Below are 15,949 nucleotides of genomic sequence, written 5' to 3' on the forward strand. Positions count from 1 at the left end.
TAGCCGGTGGGCAGCCGCATAGAGAGCTGCCCGCCGATCACCTGGACCGAGTCTGGCCAGACACCGATCCTGCAGTCGAGTGTCTAGTAGCCGCGAGTGAGGCTAGGCGTCACATCGATGCGGCAGGGACGGCAATGGCAGCTGTCAGCACTCGATCGCGAACCGTACCGACGCAGTATCCGAAGACCCTCTTCACGCAACTCATGAAGCGTCATGGAGCGCTGGCGAAGCTGTACAAGTTCGTGATGTTCACGCAGAAGGACAGCCTGTACAGCCAGGACTGGAACGCCTGAGCCGGTAGGCGTACCCACTGTTGATGATCGCTGCTGCAGCGGTGAGGGTGGTGGCTCGGTGAGATCGGAATGCTCGCCGCATGACGCAGCGCACGCCGCCCGAGGCGCCCACCGACCAGTCCCACAAGCAGGCCACCAAGACGGTTCACATCCAGGGGAGGTACGCCGTGATCGTGGCAGTCATCTCGGCCTTCGGTGGGGTCGCGGCCGGTGCCGTGGGTGTCCTGGGAGGTCAGGAGAAGGGATTCGTGGGTGTGCCGGTCGCACCGGTGACGGTGACCGCGACTGCCACAGTCACCGAGACCGTGGCCCCTTCCGACCCCACCGACGGCGACGATGCGGTCCAGCCCGGCCTCGAGTCGCCGTCTAGCGTGTATCTCGATGAGCTCGACACAGTCGAGGAGTCGTACGACCCCATCGACATCGCCTTCGACGGGACGCCATTTCCACACTCGCTGATGAACCCGATGAGCGGCTGCAGCGAGGTGGACCAGGTCGAGTGGGTCGCCCCTGCCAACGCGACAGCACTGTCGATGGACCTCGGCGTCGATCCATCATCTGCCGAGGCCGCAGCGAAGGTCACCTTCACCGTGTCCATGGACGGTCAGAAGATTCTCAACGAGACGTTGGCCGTCGGCCAACACAAGCACGTTTCCGTGCAGATCCGCGGCTCGGGTCGTTTGCTGTTCGAGAACGCCATCGACGAGAACCGCCGTGGCAACTGCAACACTGAGGCGAAGGCCATCTGGGGCTCGGCTGTATTCGAGGTGACCAGCTGATTGGCTCCCACGAGGGGCTAATGCTCGAGAGACTGCGTCACTCCGCCGCGAGCGGACCCTTAGCTGACGCTTCCAGCACATGAGGACGTCGGCGGCGAATAGCAGGGCCTGCGACGTCGGCTCAGATCGATCCGGCCAGCTCAGCGAGCCGGGCGAGTGCGGGCTTGGTGTGCTTCGCCAACCGCTCCCGCGCGTCGTCGAGGGCCGCGGATGCGGGATACCCGGGCGGGACCCGAGCCGGGTTGAGCGCGACCCGGTCAGACCACTCCTTGATGTCGGGCTCGGAGGAGAACGACATGGCCGACTGGGTGCCCACGACGTTCATCCGCGCCCAGGTCGACATCGTGTCGGGGAACGGGCTCGGCGGGCAGAGCCGGTTCTTCTCGGTGTCGGAGTCGCGGGTCGCCTCGACGTAGCCGGTGACCGCGGCGCCGAAGCAGGGGAAGCCGGCCCGGATCGGCTGCAGGGTGATCGCCTCGGGACCCCAGACCGGGACCAGCGGCGGATACTTCAGGCCGTCGGCGGCGCAGTGCACGACCAGGGCGTCGTCGGCGACGGCGACGGTGCCGTCATCGAGGGTGAGGGAACCGCGGTCGACGTGCCGGAGGTGGCCGCGGCGTACGACGTTCTCGAGCGTACGCAGCTGCTCGAGCTCCCACGTCGCCAGCGTCGGCGCCTTGGCCATGGTCGGCATGACGGTGCGGTCGATGCGAAGCATGATGCCGGCGTCCTCGAGCCGGAGGAAGAGGTCCTCGGGCGAGGTCGACTGCTCCGCGGCCTGCATCGTGTCGGCGGCCATGCCGAGGAAGATCGCGGGATCCGGCTGGACGACGGCCCGGTTGAACATCCACGGGTCCCGCGGCCGCACCCAGCAGATCGCATCGGGGTCGACGCCGCGCGAGAGCAGCCAGATGCACGCGTCGGTCGCGGTCTTGCCGGAGCCGACGACGACGTACTGGCTCGGCGCCTCCTCGAGCCGTGCGAGCTGGTTGACCGGCAGCACCCGTGCGTCCTCGGCGACACCGAACGGCGGCGGCTTCTCGGCGGGGATGCTGGGGGCCAGGTAGCGGGCGTCGACGGTCCGGGCCCCAGGCATCTCGAGCCGCTCCCCCGAGATGTGGGAGACGATGGCGTTGTCGCCGACGTACTCGCTGTTCGGGAAGAACTGCACCTTCCCGGACTCCACCATCCGGTCGAGGATCCGGGCGTAGTAGGCGCAGATCTCCGCCTGGGTGGCCCGCTCCTGAAGCCCCTTCTCGGGTCCGCGCTGTTGCAGCTGTCCGCCGCCGAGCAGGGTCGAGGCGACGCCGTAGAAGGCGGAGGCCTGGTGGAGGCGTACGAACGGGTATGCCTCCAGCCAGTGTCCGCTGACGCCGTGGCGGCGGTCGACCAGGGCCACCCGTACGTCGGCATGCTCGATCAGGGCGTCCGTGAACGCCATCCCCATGGCGCCGGCGCCCACCACCAGGTAGTCGACATCGACCGTGCGAGTCATGGATCCACCAAAGCACGGCGGCGACCTTCACGGTCAATAGGCAGATGGAGCTATACCCGGTCTCGGGCACATCCGACGAGTGCTCCGAGGTCGAGGCCATAGGTGGGACCGCCACCCCGCTCGTACGCCTCCAGCCGCCGCGCCGCCCGCTCGATGAGCCGGGAAGCACCGACGGCGTTGCCGCGCTCGTGATGGGTCAGGCCGACGCAGAGCTGCGCCAGGCCCTGCCACAGCTCACGCTCCTCCTCCGGACACGACTTCCACCGGACCTCGAGGGCTTCGTGGGCCGCGAACGGGCGGCCCTCGTCCAAGAGCCTGCGGGCGTACGCCAGGGTCTCGTCCGGCGGAAGCGGCTCCTCGGAGATCGGCTCCACGCCGACCTCGCCGTAGGGCAGCGGACGACCGAGCGCGTCGCGCGGCCGAGCCTGTTGTGCCCGTCCCTGGTCGTTCCGATCGCGATCCATGTCAGCCTCCTCGGCCCCACCCTACGGAACCCTACGAAGGCGCCACCGGACGCACGAAGGGCCCCGACCGCAGCAGCGGTCGGGGCCCTTCGTGGTGAATCAGGAGACGCGGACGTTCTCGGCCTGCGGACCCTTGGGGCCCTGCGTGACGTCGAACTCGACCTTCTGGTTCTCGTCGAGCGACTTGTAACCGTTGGTCTGGATGGCGGAGAAGTGGACGAACACGTCCTCGCCACCGCCGTCCTGCGCGATGAAGCCGAAGCCCTTGTCAGCGTTGAACCACTTGACGGTGCCCTGAGCCATGATCTTTTCCTTTGTTCGGTGCTGGGGCGCTGTGCCCCGAGCCGCTGAAGACATCCATCTGTGCTGATGTCCAGCGAACCGAAAACCAGGAGTAAAAGATACAAGCCGCGACGTGGTGTGCGGCAAGGACGGCTTACAGAGCCGTCCCTTCAACAAGACCTACAGTACGTCATCGGACCCGGGATCGTGGCTTCCACGAGATCCCGGGCCCGTCGGGTCAGGCCCCGCGCCGGCTCGTACGCGGGTAGCGTGACCGGCATGACCGTCACCCCAGGCATCGACGTCACACTGCGGCCGTCCGGCACAGGATGTGCCGAGTGCCTCGCCAGCGAGTCCGGATGGTGGTTCCACCTTCGGCGGTGCGCCGAGTGCGGCCACGTCGGCTGCTGCGACAGCTCCCCGGCCCAGCACGCCAGCCACCACTTCCGCGAGACCGGCCACCGCTACATGCAGAGCTTCGAACCCGGCGAGACATGGTTCTGGGACTTCGAGAACCAGGAGGTGCTCGAGGGCCCTGCACTGGCCGAGCCGACGAGCCGGCCCGAGGCGCAGTCCGCGCCCGCGCCCGCGGATCGCGTCCCCCAGGACTGGCAGGCACACCTGCACTGACCCACCCGAGGTGACCAAAGCCCTTCCCTGCTCCCACCTTGGGCCCTGCCGCCCCACCCCCTCCACACGCGAGATTCGTACCGGCAGCGGTCGCGAGGAGGATGGGCATGCAGGCAGTCATCGAGGGAGAGTCCCGGGCCTTCAGCGACTACGAGCAGGCGTACCGCGCCTTCACCTGGGAGTCGGTGCGCGCGGGCCTCCCGGACCTGCCCGGCGGCCGAGGGTTGAACATCGCCCACGTCGCCGTCGACCGGCACGTGGCCGAGGGCCGCGGCGACACCGTCGCGATCAGGTGCGTGGCCGAGGACGGCGCGGTCGAGGACCTGACCTACGCCGACCTCGCCGCGCGTACGAGCCGCTTCGCCAACGTCCTGGCCGAGCTCGGTGTCGAGAAGGGCGACCGGGTGATGAGCCTGCTCGGCCGACAGCCCGAGCAGTACGTCGTCGCGATCGGCACGCTCAAGCACACCGCGGTCTTCTCGCCGCTGTTCTCCTCGTTCGGACCCGAGCCGATCCGGGACCGGCTCTCGCTCGGCGATGCCCGCGTCCTGGTCACCACCCCGTCCCTCTACCGCCGCAAGGTCGCGCCGATCCGCGCCGAGCTGCCGGGGCTCGAGCACGTCCTGGTCGTCGGCGACACCGCCGTCGGGGGCACGGTCGCACTCGAGCCGGCGATGGACGCGACGTCATCGGAGTACGCGATCCCGCAGACCGACCCCGAGGACATGGCCCTCCTCCACTTCACCAGCGGCACGACCGGCAAACCCAAGGGAGCCGTGCACGTGCACGAGGCCGTCGTGGCGCACCACGCCACCTCCGCCTTCGCGCTCGACCTGCGCCATGGCGACGTGTTCTGGTGCACGGCCGATCCGGGATGGGTCACCGGCACGTCGTACGGCATCATCGCGCCGCTCACCCACGGCGCCACCCTGATCAGCTACGCCGGCGAGTTCGACGCCGAGGCGTGGTACCGCCTCCTCGAACAGCAGCGGGTCGACGTCTGGTACACCGCACCCACCGCGCTGCGCATGCTCGTCAAGTACGGCACCGACCTCCCCCGGCAGCACGACCTCTCCGCCCTGCGGCACATCGCGAGCGTCGGTGAGGCTCTCAATCCCGAGGTGGTGGTCTGGGGCCGTGAGGCGTACGGCCTCACCGTGCACGACAACTGGTGGCAGACCGAGACCGGCGCGATCATGATCAGCAACTACCGGGGCACGGAGGTACGCCCCGGCTCCATGGGCCGGCCGATGCCGGGCATCTCGGCCGCGGTGCTGGCCCGGGGTGAGGACGGCAGGGCCGCGGTCGTCGACGGGTCCGCCCGCGAGGCAGGCACCGACGAGGTCGGCGAGATCGCCCTGCGGCCCGGATGGCCCTCGATGTTCCGGGGCTACCTGAACGACCCGGAGCGCTACCGGTCGAGCTTCGCCGGCGGCTGGTATCTCAGCGGCGACCTGGCGCGCGTCGACGCCGACGGCTACTTCTGGTTTGTCGGCCGGGCCGACGACGTGATCAAGTCCGCCGGGCATCTGATCGGGCCGTTCGAGGTCGAGACCGCGCTGATGGAGCACCCGGCCGTGCTCGAGGCCGGCGTGATCGGCAAGCCGGACCCCGTGGCGGGCGAGGTCGTCAAGGCGTTCGTCACGCTGAAACCCGACTTCACGGCCTCCGACGACCTCGAGCTGGAGCTGCTGGCCTTCGGCCGGCGGCGGCTCGGCGGTCTCGCACCGAAGGAGATCGCGTTCGACCAGCACCTCCCCCACACCAGCAGCGGCAAGGTGATGCGCCGACTGCTGAAGGCGCGGGAGCTGGGCCTGCCCGAGGGCGATCTCTCGACCCTGGAGCGACCGTCATGACCACCCGGCGCCGCTCTCCGCAGACGAATGCTCCGCAGACTCACGGCGGCGCAGTCGCCAAGCACCGGGCCGAGCTGCTCCGTACGATGCTGGTCATCCGCCGCTTCGAGGAGCGGTGCGCGGAGCTGTACAGCGCCACCAAGATCCGCGGCTTCCTGCATCTCTACGTCGGCGAGGAGGCGATCGCCACCGGCGTCGTGTCCGCGCTGGCCGCGGAGGACGCGATCGTGTCGACGTACCGGGAACACGGCCACGCACTCGCCCGCGGCGTCCCCATGGACGCCGTCATGGCGGAGCTGTTCGGCAGGCAGACGGGCTGCAGCCGCGGCCGCGGCGGGTCGATGCACCTGTTCCACAAGCCCAGCGCGTTCGTCGGAGGCAACGCGATCGTCGGTGGCGGGATCCCGCTGGCGGTCGGCCTGGCCCTCGCCGACAAGCTGCAGGGGCGCGACCGGGTGACAGCGTGCTTCTTCGGCGAAGGGGCCGCGGCCGAGGGCGAGTTCCACGAAGCGCTCAACCTGGCCAGCCTGTGGCAGCTGCCGGTGCTCTTCTGCTGTGAGAACAACCGCTACGCGATGGGTACGTCGCTCGCCAAGGAGCACGCCCGAACCGATCTCGCGCTGCGTGCCTCGTCCTACGGCCTCGTCGCGGCTCCGGTCGACGGCATGGACGTCCTCGCCGTCGAGCGCGCGGCGCGCCGGGCGGTCGACGGGATCCGGTCCGGGGGCGGCCCACACTTCCTCGAGCTGGCGACCTACCGCTTTCGGGCGCACTCCATGTACGACCCGGATCGCTACCGGGACAAGGCGGAGGTCGAGACCTGGAAGGGACGCGACCCCATCGACTCGCTCGCCATGCTGATGCGCAGCGAGGGCCAGCTCACCGATCAGACGCTGAGCGCGATGGAGGCCGAGATCGCCACCGAGATCGATCACGCCGTCGCTGCCGCGGAGGCGGGTCCGCTGGAGCCGGTCGATGAGCTGACCCGATTCGTACGCTCGGACAGGGAGGCGTCATGACCACGGCGACCGCACTGAAGACCACCTATCGCGACCTGCTCCGGGAAGCGCTGCGCGAGGCGCTCCGCGAGGACGACCGGGTGTTCCTGATGGGCGAGGACGTCGGCGACTACGGCGGCTGCTTCGCGGTGAGCCTCGGCCTGCTGGAGGAGTTCGGTCCCGAGCGGATCCGGGACACGCCGCTCTCCGAGTCGGCGTTCGTGGGCGCCGGGATCGGAGCGGCGATCGGCGGGATGCGACCGATCGTCGAGGTGATGACCGCCAACTTCAGCCTGCTCGCGCTGGACCAGATCATGAACACGGCGGCATCGCTTCTCTACATGTCCGGCGGGCAGTACAACGTACCCCTGGTGATCCGGATGACCACCGGCGCCGGACGACAGCTCGGAGCGCAGCACTCGCACAGCCTCGAAGGCTGGTACGCCCACATCCCCGGCATCCGGGTGCTCACGCCGGCCACGCTCGAGGACGCCCGCGGCATGCTCGCCTCCGCGCTCGCCGACCCGGACCCGGTGCTGATCTTCGAGCACGGCTCGCTGTACACGCTGAAGGGGACGATCGCTGCCGACGCGGGCCGGGTCGACATCGACCACGCCGCCATCCGCCGGCCGGGCACCGATCTGTCGCTGATCACCTACGGCGGCACCCTGCACAAGACCCTCGAGGCAGCCGAGATCCTGGCCGAGGAGCGGATCTCCGCCGAGGTCGTCGACCTGCGCACCCTGCGCCCGCTCGACGACGCGACGATCCTGGACTCGGTGCGGCGTACGCATCGAGCCGTCGTCGTGGACGAGGGCTGGCGCAGCGGCAGCATCTCCGCCGAGATCAGTGCCCGGATCATGGAGCAGGCCTTCTACGACCTCGATGCTCCGGTGCAACGGGTATGCACCGCCGAGGTGCCGCTCCCCTACGCCAAGCACCTGGAGGACGCCGCCCTCCCGCAGTCCGAGGGCATCGTCTCCGCCGCCCGCAAGGTCCTGGGGTGAGCCATGGCTGACTTCACCATGCCCTCGCTCGGAGCCGACATGGACGAGGGCACGCTCCAGGAGTGGCTGGTCAAACCCGGCGACACCGTCCACAAGGGCGACGTCGTCGCCGTAGTGGACACGTCCAAGGCCAACATCGAGGTGGAGTCCTTCGTCGAAGGCGTCGTCCAGCAGCTGCTCGTCGAGCCAGGAACCACGGTCCCCGTCGGACAGGTCCTCGCGGTCCTCGGGAACGGAACCTCCGCAGCGCCGTCCCCCGAGGAACCCGTCGAGCCGGCGATCCCGGTCGAAGCACCCGTCACCCCACCGGCGAGCGCCCCGGCGGAGGTCCCGGTGGCCGCCGAGCGACCCGAATCGGTCCGCGTCACGCCGCTCGCACGACGCGTGGCCGCGGAGCTGGGCGTCGACCTCGGAACCGTGACGACGACGGACAACGCGCCGATCCGCGCCAAGGACGTACGCGCCGCCGCAGCGGTCTCGCACCCGCCGGAGCCGACCCCCGAGGAAGCCACCCCGGCGCAACAGCCGTCCAAGGCGGAGGCGATGCGCACGGCGATCGCCCACCTGATGAGCCGCTCGAAACGAGAGATCCCCCACTACTACCTCTCGACCACGGTCGACCTGGCGCGCGCATTGGACTGGCTGCACGAGCGCAACCGTGCCCTCGACGTCAGCCACCGGCTGGTGCCGGCGGCACTGATGCTCAAGGCGACCGCCCTCGCCGCGCAGGCGACGCCGGCGATGAACGGTTTCTGGGTCGACGGCGGCTTCAGCCCGGGAGGACCGGTGCACCTGGGCATCGCGATCTCCCTGCGTGGCGGTGGCCTGATCGCCCCCGCGCTGCACGACGCGGCCGACCTCCCCCTCGAGGAGCTGATGGCGGGGATGCGAGACCTCGTGGCTCGCGCCCGCACGGGCCGTCTGCGCGGCAGCGAGCTCAGCGACCCGACCATCACCGTCACCAACCTCGGCGAGCAGGGGGTGGAGACCGTGTACGGCGTCATCTATCCGCCGCAGGTGGCGCTGGTCGGCTTCGGCCGCGTCGTCGAACGGCCGTGGGCGGTGGACGGCCTGATCGGCGTACGTCCGGTCACCACTCTCACTCTCGCGGGCGACCACCGCGCCACCGATGGCTTCACCGGCGCCCGCTTCCTCGCCGACATCGAGCAACGGCTGCAACACCCGGAGGAGCTATGACCCACGACGCCACGACCATGTCTCCCGATGCCGCCCGGGCCGCGATCGCCGCCGCGATCAGGCGGATCGTGCCCGACGCCGACCTCGACGCGCTGGCCGACGACGACCCCATCCGCGCCGAGCTGGAGCTCGACTCGCTCGACTTCCTCTCCTTCGTCGAGCTGCTCAGCGGCTCGACCGGCATCCGGATCGACGAGTCCGACTACCCCGACCTCGCGACGATGACACGCGCCGTCGCATTCCTGACGGCGCGCGGCGCAAACGGCGGTGGCCACGAGCGGAGGTAGCGGGCCGTCGACCTCGATCAGCCCGATGCTGTCACTCGGCGCCACCTCTCGACCGCACCCATTCGTCGTACGGCACCGGGTCGGCGTCGTTCTCGGCCTGGCCGACGATGCTGTCGGTGAACCAGGTCCGTAGCGAGACCATCTCCGGCGTCGAGCGCAGAGTGAGCAGGTGGTGGGTCTCGCCGATCTCGTCGGCCAGGTTGTCCGCGGCGAGCAGCTCAGGAAGCAGGGGCGCCATCTCGCGGGGAAGGGTCATCTCGATGTCGACGTACTCCAGCCCCACGGCGGCCGCATCCATGGCGATCCGACGACCCATGTGGCGCGCGAAGGCCGGTCGGGTCACCAGCCGCTCGATGAGCTCACCGAGCTCACGCGGCGGCGTCGGGCCGTCGTCGGAGTCGATGAGCTGGAGCTCACGGACCAGATCGTCGAGGCGCTGGTCGATCTGGAGCCCGAGGTACACCGGGCAGGCGGGCAGCCGCACGGTGACCCAGTCCGCGGGCAGTGCGACCGGCTCCGCCACCGGCTGCTCGCCGAACTCCACGATGGGAGGGCGTACGTCGTGTTCGACGCCGTCGCCGAGGAGGTCTGCCCAGATGCGCCGGCCGTCGGCACGCTCCTCGATCCCCCATGACTTCGCCAGCACCGACACTATCGCCAGCCCACGCCCGGTGGTGCCCTGGCTCGCGACCGGGGGCGGGGCGACAGCGGGAAGCGGGACCAGCGCACCGTCATCCTCGACGCTGAGCCGTACGCCGGGCTCGAGGTCGCGCAGGCGGACCTGCATGTAGGGGCTGCCGCTGTGCAGGGCGGAGTTCGCGGCCATCTCGGTGACGCACAGCGCGGCATCGTCGACGAGATGCTCGCGGCCCCACTCCACGAGCCCGTCGGTGACGAACCTGCGCGCGCCGGGCACGCTGGCGGCCTCGGCAGAGAGGCGCACCCGCAGCTCAGGACGGCCTCTGTCGGGCACAGAGATCATGAGGCCCAGTGTGCCCCGCCTCGCCCCCGGCCGTCGCCGAACTCGACAGGTCGATCAGTGGGAGGGGACGGAGCGTCGGGCGCGGTGCCGGCGTACCGCCGCCCGGTTGGCGCAGCGGACCGAGCAGTAGCGCTGGCGTCCGTTGCGGGTGACGTCCACGACCACCGCGGTGCACGGGTCCCCCTCCGCCTGTCCTGCGGCGCACCGACTCAGGCGATGGATGCCCCGCGTGGTCAGGTGCAGCGCCGTACCCACGCTGATCACCGCTCGGAGCACGTCGGGAAGCGAGTCGTTGGTGTCGTCGCGGTAGTGGATGTGCCACCCCTCCCGGTCGTGATCGGTCAGCCTCGGGTAGGCGGTCGCCGCCGCCATCAGCTCGTTGAGCAGCCGCGCCCGCTCAGCCGGATCCGGCGCATCGACCACGCGAAGCCACTCGTCGATCACCTGCCGGGTGCGCCGGTGGTCGTCCGGCGACTCACCGAAGTCCATCGTCATGCCGAACTCCCGGGTCCGCGCCTCGATCCCGACCCGGTCCTCGGGCCAGTCGTCGGCGAGCGAGGCGGCCAGGAGCACGGCGTACTCGCCGTAAGGGTTGAGATGCATAAGACCATTACAGCAAAGTGGCGACCATGACCGACAGCGCAATCGAACAGTCCCAGCGCGAGGATGCCCTCCACGAGCACGGCTGGCTCACCGAGTCCAGCCACCAGACCTCGGAGGGTCGAGTTCTCTACGTGCGCTGCGCGCAGTGCGGCGTACGTCGCGTCGACCTCCAGTCGCACCCGCTCCTGCCCCCGGGGCCGCTGAGCCGCGAGCAGGGGCGATAGGGGCATTCATCGATCGTTGGACATCCAACAAACTGCTTCTATCCTCTTCCCATGTCGACCGACCGAGACCCCATCCGCGAAGCGCACGGTCAATGGGTCCGCCACGGCTGGACCGCGGCGGCCGACGGAATGGCCATGGCGACCTCGATCGTCCGAGTTCAGCAACTGCTGATGGAACGGATCGAGTCGGTGCTGCGACCTCTGGACCTGACCTTCGCCCGCTACGAGATCCTCCGACTGCTCTCCTTCACCCAGTCAGGATCGATGACGATGACGCGCCTCGGATCGTTGCTGCAGGTGCACCCGACAAGCGTGACCAGCGCAGTGGATCGACTGGTTCGACAGGGACACGTCGAGCGGCTCCGCCGCGAGCGGGACCGCCGGGTGGTGCTCGCGTCGCTGACCGCCACCGGGCGCGCCATCGTCGACCAAGCGACGGTCGACCTGAACAGGCACGTCTTCGAGCGGCCCGGCATCCCGGCCGACGACGTACGTCGCCTCACCGAACTGCTGAGCGACCTGCGCGCTGCCGCAGGAGACCACGTGGCAGAGGCTCGCTCACACTAGCCGTCAATAGTTTGATGTCCTACTATTGAATTACTTGGACATCCAACTAGTTTCTGAGGATCCCGATGCCTGATCTCCACCAGCCCAAGCACCACGTCCGTCTGGTCACTGCTTCCAGCCTTTTCGACGGGCACGACGCTTCGATCAACATCATGCGCCGGATCTTCATGAGTCAGGGCTGCGAGGTGATCCATCTCGGCCACAACCGCTCCGTCCAAGAGGTGGTCGACGCCGCTCTCGAGGAGGACGTGCAGGGCGTGGCCGTGTCGTCCTACCAGGGCGGGCACGTCGAGTACTTCGAGTATCTGGTGGAGTCGCTGCGCGCCGCCGGGGCAGAGCACGTCAAGGTCGTCGGCGGCGGTGGGGGCGTCATCGTCCCGAAGGAGATCAAGCGACTGCGCGAGTCCGGAGTGACCATCTTCTCCCCCGAGGACGGGCAGAAGATGGGCCTGGTCGGCATGATCAACTCGGTCGTCGTCGACTGTGACTTCGATCCCTGGCAGAAGCGTCAGGTCGACATCGACTCCCTGGTGGCCGGCGACCGGGTGGCCATCGCCCGAGCCATCACCGGAGCGGAGACGGGCCAGCTCTCAGAGGACATGCTCACCCGCATCCGCGCCGCTGCTGGAGCAAGGCACGGCTCGGGGATTCCCGTGCTCGGCATCACCGGCACCGGCGGCTCAGGAAAGTCCAGCCTCACCGACGAGCTCGCACGCCGGTTCCGCATCGATCAGCAGGACAAGCTGCGCATCGCGGTGATCGCGGTCGACCCGACCCGCCGCAAGGGTGGCGGGGCGTTGCTGGGCGACCGGATCCGCGCCAACTCTCTCGACGGCGACCGCATCTTCTTCCGCAGCCTGGCGACCCGCGGCGCGCACGAGATCCCGGAGCACCTGGCGGACGTCATCGACGTGATGAAGGCCGCAAGCTTCGACCTGGTGATCGTCGAGACCCCCGGGATCGGCCAGGGCGACGCGGCGATCGTGCCCTTCGTGGACTCCTCGCTCTATGTGATGACCCCCGAGTTCGGTGCCGCCTCGCAGCTGGAGAAGATCGACATGCTCGACTTCGCAGATACGGTGGCGATCAACAAGTTCGAGCGCCGCGGCGCCAAAGACGCGTTGCGCGACGTGGGTCGGCAGCTGGTCCGCAACCGCGAGGCATTCGGCAAGCAGCCGGCGGACATGCCGGTCTTCGGCACCAGCGCCGCGACATTCAACGACGACGGCGTCACCGCTCTCTACCAGCACCTCAGGGACGAGCTCGCCGGCCAGGGCCTGCCTGTCGTCGAAGGCACACTTCCGCACGTCGACGTACGCCACTCCTCGGACATCCGTCAGGTGGTCCCCGTCGATCGTGTCCGATACCTCGCCGAGATCAGCGAGGCCGTGCGCACCTACCACGCAGACACCGACCGCTACGCCGACGCCGCCAGTCGGGTTCAGCGCCTCGAGCTCGTCGGCCGTGAGCTGGTCGAGGCAGGCGAAGAGGCCGATGGCGTCGGCGGGCTGCTCGACAAGGCCCGCAAGGCGGTTCCTCACGAAGTCTCCGAGCAGATCGAGCGCTGGCCAGCCGTGGTGGAGTCCTACTCCGGTGAGGAGCAGGTCGTGAAGGTCCGCGACCGCGAGATCCACACCAAGCTGACCCGAGAATCGCTCAGCGGAAACAAGATTCCCCGCGTCGCACTCCCCCGCATCACCGATCACGGCGAGCTGGTGCGCTTCGTGCGCAGCGAGAACCTTCCGGGGCACTTCCCCTTCACCGCAGGTGTCTTCCCGTTCAAGCGCGACGGCGAGGACCCGGCTCGGATGTTCGCCGGCGAGGGCGACCCCTTCCGCACCAACCACCGCTTCAAGCTGCTCTCCCACGAAGGTGAGGCCACTCGCCTGTCGACCGCGTTCGACTCGGTGACGCTCTACGGCCGCGACCCCGACCCGCGACCGGACATCTACGGGAAGGTCGGCACCTCCGGCGTCTCCGTGGCGACGCTCGAGGACATGAAGGCCCTCTATGACGGGTTCGACCTGGTCGCGCCGTCGACCTCCGTCTCGATGACCATCAACGGCCCGGCCCCGACGATCCTTGCCTTCTTCCTCAACGCCGCGATCGACCAGCAGGTCGAGAGCTTCCGCGAGAAGGAGGGTCGCGAGCCGACAGGGAGCGAGCGCGAGCAGCTCGCCGCTCATGCCCTCGCGAACGTCCGCGGAACGGTGCAGGCCGACATCCTCAAGGAGGACCAGGGTCAGAACACCTGTCTGTTCTCGACCGAGTTCTCGCTGCGGATGATGGCCGACATCCAGGAGTGGTTCATCCAGCACCAGGTCCGCAACTTCTACTCGGTCTCGATCTCGGGCTACCACATCGCCGAGGCCGGTGCGAACCCGATCAGCCAGCTGGCCTTCACCCTTGCCAACGGGTTCACCTACGTGGAGGCGTACCTGGCACGGGGCATGGACATCGACGACTTCGCCCCCAACCTGTCCTTCTTCTTCAGCAACGGGATGGACCCCGAGTACTCCGTGCTCGGCCGGGTCGCGCGCCGGATCTGGGCCATCGCGATGAAGGAGAAGTACGGCGCGAACGAGCGCTCGCAGAAGCTGAAGTACCACGTGCAGACCAGCGGCCGCTCGCTGCACGCACAGGAGATGGACTTCAACGACATCCGCACGACGCTGCAGGCACTCATCGCCATCTACGACAACGCCAACAGCCTGCACACCAACGCCTACGACGAGGCAGTCACCACTCCTACGGAAGAGTCGGTTCGACGCGCGCTCGCCATCCAGCTCATCATCAACCGGGAGTGGGGCCTCGCCATGAACGAGAACCCCCTCCAGGGGTCCTTCGTCATCGACGAACTCACCGACATGGTCGAGCAGGCCGTACTGGCCGAGCTGGACTCCATCAACGAACGCGGTGGCGTCCTCGGCGCCATGGAGACCGGCTACCAGCGCGGCCGGATCCAGGACGAGTCGATGCTCTACGAGCACCGCAAGCACGATGGGTCTCTTCCCATCATCGGGGTCAACACCTTCGTCAAGCCCGATTCCGAGGCCTCACCCGCCGAGGTCGCTCTGGCCCGCGCGACCGACGAGGAGAAGGAGTCACAGCTGCGCCGCGTTCAGGAGTTCCAAGCAGCGCACACGTCCGAGGCCGCGCATGCTCTGGCACGGCTCAAGGAGGCGGCCATGTCGGGAGACAACGTCTTCGGCGTTCTCATGGACGCGGCTCGGGTCTGTTCGCTACAGCAGGTCACCGAGGCCTTCTTCGAGGTCGGTGGGCAGTACCGCCGCAACGTGTGACCCAGCTCGAGTGGTGAGGCCATCATGCGTGTGTGGCACACCTCACCTACATGCTGGACAGATAGGTAACAGGGCTCACACCCCTGCAGATCGAGGTAGGTACATGAGCACAGTCAGCCCACTGAGCAGGCCGGACGACACCGACGCCTTCCGGGCCTCGCTGCGAAACATCCGCAAGGCCTGCGGCGTCCCGATCGCGTTCGGCGGCCGACGCGAAGGCAACGGCATCCGGCTGACGACGTTCGACGGGGTTCGCACGCGTCTTCTCGACCAGCTTGCGGTGACCCCAGGAGCCGGTCTTGGGGGAAGAGTCCTCGCGTCCAGACGTCCCGCGGGCGTACGTCACTACGCGCGGGCAACAACCATCACGCACGAATATGACAGGCCAGTGCTGGCCGAAGGGATCTCGTCGATCATCGCTGCACCCGTGCTGGTCGACGGCGAGGTTCGAGGCGTGCTGTACGCGAGCTTACGTGGCTTCGAGCACGCGATCGGTGACCGCACGACGGACGCGCTGGTCCGCTACTCCGCCGACCTCGGTCGCGAGCTCGCTGTCCGAGACGAAGTGGACCGGCGACTCAAGCTCGTCGACTCGCAAATGACCGATGACGCCTCGAAGTTCCTGGGGGTCGACGTACGCGAAGAGCTTCGATCCATTCAGAGCGAGCTCCGTTTCCTCGCACGCGAAGTGACCGACCCTTCGTTGCGTGCGCAACTGATCGAGACGGGGATGCGCCTGACCAAGCTGGGAGCTCCGAGGCAGAGCGGCAAACCCGGTCCGAGGCTGTCCAGCCGAGAGCTCGATGTGCTGACCGAAGTGGCCCTCGGAGCGACCAACGGGCAGATCGCCGAACGGTTGTGTCTTTCCACCGAGACGGTGAAGACCTACCTGCGCAACGCGGCGGCGAAGCTGGAGACCCGCACCCGGCATGAGGCGGTCGTCGTCGCTCGTCGCCTGGGCCTCCTGCTGTAAGGCAGCAGCG

General features: G+C 68.5%; 17 protein-coding genes. 12 read left to right on the plus strand and 5 right to left on the minus strand.

Going from position 1 to position 15,949, the window contains the following annotated elements; all coding sequences use genetic code 11:
• Positions 1-293 (plus strand): hypothetical protein (locus ACIA03_RS28660; protein WP_396988912.1); only part of this gene is annotated, 293 nt, incomplete at its 5' end.
• Between the two features lie 80 nt (positions 294-373).
• On the plus strand, positions 374-1,072 hold the full coding sequence (locus ACIA03_RS28665) for a hypothetical protein (RefSeq protein ID WP_396988913.1): 699 nt from the start codon (positions 374-376) through the stop codon (positions 1,070-1,072).
• Positions 1,073-1,193: 121 nt separating this feature from the next.
• Here the strand turns inward: ACIA03_RS28665 and ACIA03_RS28670 are convergent, their stop codons facing one another.
• The 3 genes from ACIA03_RS28670 to ACIA03_RS28680 form a co-directional block, all read right to left on the minus strand.
• A complete protein-coding gene (locus ACIA03_RS28670; protein WP_396988914.1) occupies positions 1,194-2,567 on the minus strand; it encodes an NAD(P)-binding protein in 1,374 nt (457 codons plus the stop codon).
• A gap of 50 nt (positions 2,568-2,617) precedes the next feature.
• Positions 2,618-3,031 (minus strand): DUF309 domain-containing protein, encoded by a 414-nt coding sequence (locus tag ACIA03_RS28675; RefSeq protein WP_396988915.1) that lies wholly within the window; start codon positions 3,029-3,031, stop codon positions 2,618-2,620.
• A gap of 99 nt (positions 3,032-3,130) precedes the next feature.
• The gene (locus tag ACIA03_RS28680; protein WP_165108803.1) at positions 3,131-3,334 is read right to left on the minus strand and encodes a cold-shock protein; all 204 of its coding nucleotides are present in this window, start codon (positions 3,332-3,334) and stop codon (positions 3,131-3,133) included.
• A 258-nt stretch (positions 3,335-3,592) separates the two neighbouring features.
• On the opposite strand from ACIA03_RS28680, the gene ACIA03_RS28685 reads away from it, so the two are divergent.
• The 6 genes from ACIA03_RS28685 (at position 3,593) to ACIA03_RS28710 (ending at position 9,288) form a co-directional block, all read left to right on the plus strand.
• Positions 3,593-3,943, plus strand: a complete 351-nt coding sequence (locus ACIA03_RS28685) for a UBP-type zinc finger domain-containing protein (RefSeq protein WP_396988916.1) — start codon at positions 3,593-3,595, stop codon at positions 3,941-3,943.
• A gap of 107 nt (positions 3,944-4,050) precedes the next feature.
• Positions 4,051-5,799, plus strand: a complete 1,749-nt coding sequence (gene acsA, locus ACIA03_RS28690) for an acetate--CoA ligase (protein ID WP_396988917.1) — start codon at positions 4,051-4,053, stop codon at positions 5,797-5,799.
• Positions 5,796-6,818 (plus strand): pyruvate dehydrogenase (acetyl-transferring) E1 component subunit alpha, encoded by a 1,023-nt coding sequence (gene pdhA / locus ACIA03_RS28695; protein WP_396988918.1) that lies wholly within the window; start codon positions 5,796-5,798, stop codon positions 6,816-6,818. Before acsA ends, pdhA begins: the two co-directional genes overlap by 4 nt.
• The gene (locus tag ACIA03_RS28700) at positions 6,815-7,804 is read left to right on the plus strand and encodes an alpha-ketoacid dehydrogenase subunit beta (RefSeq protein WP_396988919.1); all 990 of its coding nucleotides are present in this window, start codon (positions 6,815-6,817) and stop codon (positions 7,802-7,804) included. Before pdhA ends, ACIA03_RS28700 begins: the two co-directional genes overlap by 4 nt.
• Positions 7,805-7,807: 3 nt before the next feature.
• Positions 7,808-9,001, plus strand: coding sequence for a dihydrolipoamide acetyltransferase family protein (locus ACIA03_RS28705; RefSeq protein ID WP_396988920.1), 1,194 nt, complete (start codon positions 7,808-7,810; stop codon positions 8,999-9,001).
• Positions 8,998-9,288, plus strand: coding sequence for a phosphopantetheine-binding protein (locus ACIA03_RS28710; RefSeq protein ID WP_396988921.1), 291 nt, complete (start codon positions 8,998-9,000; stop codon positions 9,286-9,288). Before ACIA03_RS28705 ends, ACIA03_RS28710 begins: the two co-directional genes overlap by 4 nt.
• A gap of 31 nt (positions 9,289-9,319) precedes the next feature.
• Here ACIA03_RS28710 and ACIA03_RS28715 read toward each other — a convergent pair whose 3' ends face one another.
• Both ACIA03_RS28715 and ACIA03_RS28720 read right to left on the minus strand, forming a co-directional pair.
• Positions 9,320-10,270: an ATP-binding protein gene (locus ACIA03_RS28715; protein ID WP_396988922.1), complete on the minus strand. Its 951-nt coding sequence runs from the start codon at positions 10,268-10,270 to the stop codon at positions 9,320-9,322.
• 54 nt (positions 10,271-10,324) lie between these two features.
• The gene (locus ACIA03_RS28720) at positions 10,325-10,873 is read right to left on the minus strand and encodes a CGNR zinc finger domain-containing protein (RefSeq protein WP_396988923.1); all 549 of its coding nucleotides are present in this window, start codon (positions 10,871-10,873) and stop codon (positions 10,325-10,327) included.
• A 26-nt stretch (positions 10,874-10,899) separates the two neighbouring features.
• Between ACIA03_RS28720 and ACIA03_RS28725 the strand changes: the two genes are divergently transcribed.
• The 4 genes from ACIA03_RS28725 to ACIA03_RS28740 all read left to right on the plus strand — a co-directional run bounded on the left by ACIA03_RS28725 (position 10,900) and on the right by ACIA03_RS28740 (position 15,939).
• Complete coding sequence (locus ACIA03_RS28725; RefSeq protein ID WP_396988924.1) at positions 10,900-11,097, plus strand: hypothetical protein; 198 nt, start codon at positions 10,900-10,902, stop codon at positions 11,095-11,097.
• A gap of 51 nt (positions 11,098-11,148) precedes the next feature.
• Positions 11,149-11,664, plus strand: a complete 516-nt coding sequence (locus ACIA03_RS28730) for a MarR family winged helix-turn-helix transcriptional regulator (RefSeq protein ID WP_396988925.1) — start codon at positions 11,149-11,151, stop codon at positions 11,662-11,664.
• A 65-nt stretch (positions 11,665-11,729) separates the two neighbouring features.
• A complete protein-coding gene (gene icmF / locus ACIA03_RS28735; protein ID WP_396988926.1) occupies positions 11,730-14,966 on the plus strand; it encodes a fused isobutyryl-CoA mutase/GTPase IcmF in 3,237 nt (1,078 codons plus the stop codon).
• Positions 14,967-15,069: 103 nt separating this feature from the next.
• The gene (locus tag ACIA03_RS28740; protein ID WP_396988927.1) at positions 15,070-15,939 is read left to right on the plus strand and encodes a LuxR C-terminal-related transcriptional regulator; all 870 of its coding nucleotides are present in this window, start codon (positions 15,070-15,072) and stop codon (positions 15,937-15,939) included.
• Positions 15,940-15,949: the final 10 nt, after the last annotated feature.

This window comes from Nocardioides sp. NPDC051685, assembly GCF_044453405.1.
GTDB lineage: Bacteria > Actinomycetota > Actinomycetes > Propionibacteriales > Nocardioidaceae > Nocardioides.

Coding starts and splice junctions, on each gene's coding strand:
- ACIA03_RS28665 (WP_396988913.1), top strand. CDS start 374: ATGACGCAGCGCACGCCGCCCGAGGCGCCCACCGACCAGTCCCACAAG.
- ACIA03_RS28670 (WP_396988914.1), bottom strand. CDS start 2,567: ATGACTCGCACGGTCGATGTCGACTACCTGGTGGTGGGCGCCGGCGCC.
- ACIA03_RS28675 (WP_396988915.1), bottom strand. CDS start 3,031: ATGGATCGCGATCGGAACGACCAGGGACGGGCACAACAGGCTCGGCCG.
- ACIA03_RS28680 (WP_165108803.1), bottom strand. CDS start 3,334: ATGGCTCAGGGCACCGTCAAGTGGTTCAACGCTGACAAGGGCTTCGGC.
- ACIA03_RS28685 (WP_396988916.1), top strand. CDS start 3,593: ATGACCGTCACCCCAGGCATCGACGTCACACTGCGGCCGTCCGGCACA.
- acsA (WP_396988917.1), top strand. CDS start 4,051: ATGCAGGCAGTCATCGAGGGAGAGTCCCGGGCCTTCAGCGACTACGAG.
- pdhA (WP_396988918.1), top strand. CDS start 5,796: ATGACCACCCGGCGCCGCTCTCCGCAGACGAATGCTCCGCAGACTCAC.
- ACIA03_RS28700 (WP_396988919.1), top strand. CDS start 6,815: ATGACCACGGCGACCGCACTGAAGACCACCTATCGCGACCTGCTCCGG.
- ACIA03_RS28705 (WP_396988920.1), top strand. CDS start 7,808: ATGGCTGACTTCACCATGCCCTCGCTCGGAGCCGACATGGACGAGGGC.
- ACIA03_RS28710 (WP_396988921.1), top strand. CDS start 8,998: ATGACCCACGACGCCACGACCATGTCTCCCGATGCCGCCCGGGCCGCG.
- ACIA03_RS28715 (WP_396988922.1), bottom strand. CDS start 10,270: ATGATCTCTGTGCCCGACAGAGGCCGTCCTGAGCTGCGGGTGCGCCTC.
- ACIA03_RS28720 (WP_396988923.1), bottom strand. CDS start 10,873: ATGCATCTCAACCCTTACGGCGAGTACGCCGTGCTCCTGGCCGCCTCG.
- ACIA03_RS28725 (WP_396988924.1), top strand. CDS start 10,900: ATGACCGACAGCGCAATCGAACAGTCCCAGCGCGAGGATGCCCTCCAC.
- ACIA03_RS28730 (WP_396988925.1), top strand. CDS start 11,149: ATGTCGACCGACCGAGACCCCATCCGCGAAGCGCACGGTCAATGGGTC.
- icmF (WP_396988926.1), top strand. CDS start 11,730: ATGCCTGATCTCCACCAGCCCAAGCACCACGTCCGTCTGGTCACTGCT.
- ACIA03_RS28740 (WP_396988927.1), top strand. CDS start 15,070: ATGAGCACAGTCAGCCCACTGAGCAGGCCGGACGACACCGACGCCTTC.